Origin of the sequence: Pseudomonas sp. IT-196MI5 (assembly GCF_949767415.1) — a bacterium.
Classification (GTDB): domain Bacteria; phylum Pseudomonadota; class Gammaproteobacteria; order Pseudomonadales; family Pseudomonadaceae; genus Aquipseudomonas.
In genome coordinates this window covers 1-288 of record NZ_CATKPZ010000075.1, presented here as the reverse complement: position 1 = coordinate 288, position 288 = coordinate 1, and the positions used below count along the sequence as shown (strand labels likewise).

At 52.1% G+C, this 288-nt stretch carries 1 protein-coding gene; it reads right to left on the bottom strand.

Annotation, left to right across the window (positions count from 1 at the left end):
* On the bottom strand, positions 1 to 288 hold a 288-nt coding region (locus ACM6IK_RS25725; RefSeq protein WP_414876543.1), incomplete at both ends, for a T6SS immunity protein Tli4 family protein.

Below are 288 nucleotides of genomic sequence, written 5' to 3'. Positions count from 1 at the left end.
ACTGAAACTCATGAAGGGACTACTCAGCGAGCGCGCTTCACGGTAGTTCTCCGCAAGGAAAAGCAGTTGGCGATGGGTGTCATCACTGAAGCCAATTAAAAGCTCCTCGGCTCGCATACTCGCAATGCTTGTCGCACCGCCTCGCAAGTTGTCGTAATCGTCAGCTAGAAAAATTCTGGTTGTTTCTTTGGTGCGGATTAGCAAGGGCTCACTTTCGCCTGGCGAAAGCGCGTTGACATAGACCTCCAGCGACACATCCGAAGCAGGAGGCCGAAAATTGAATGTCGC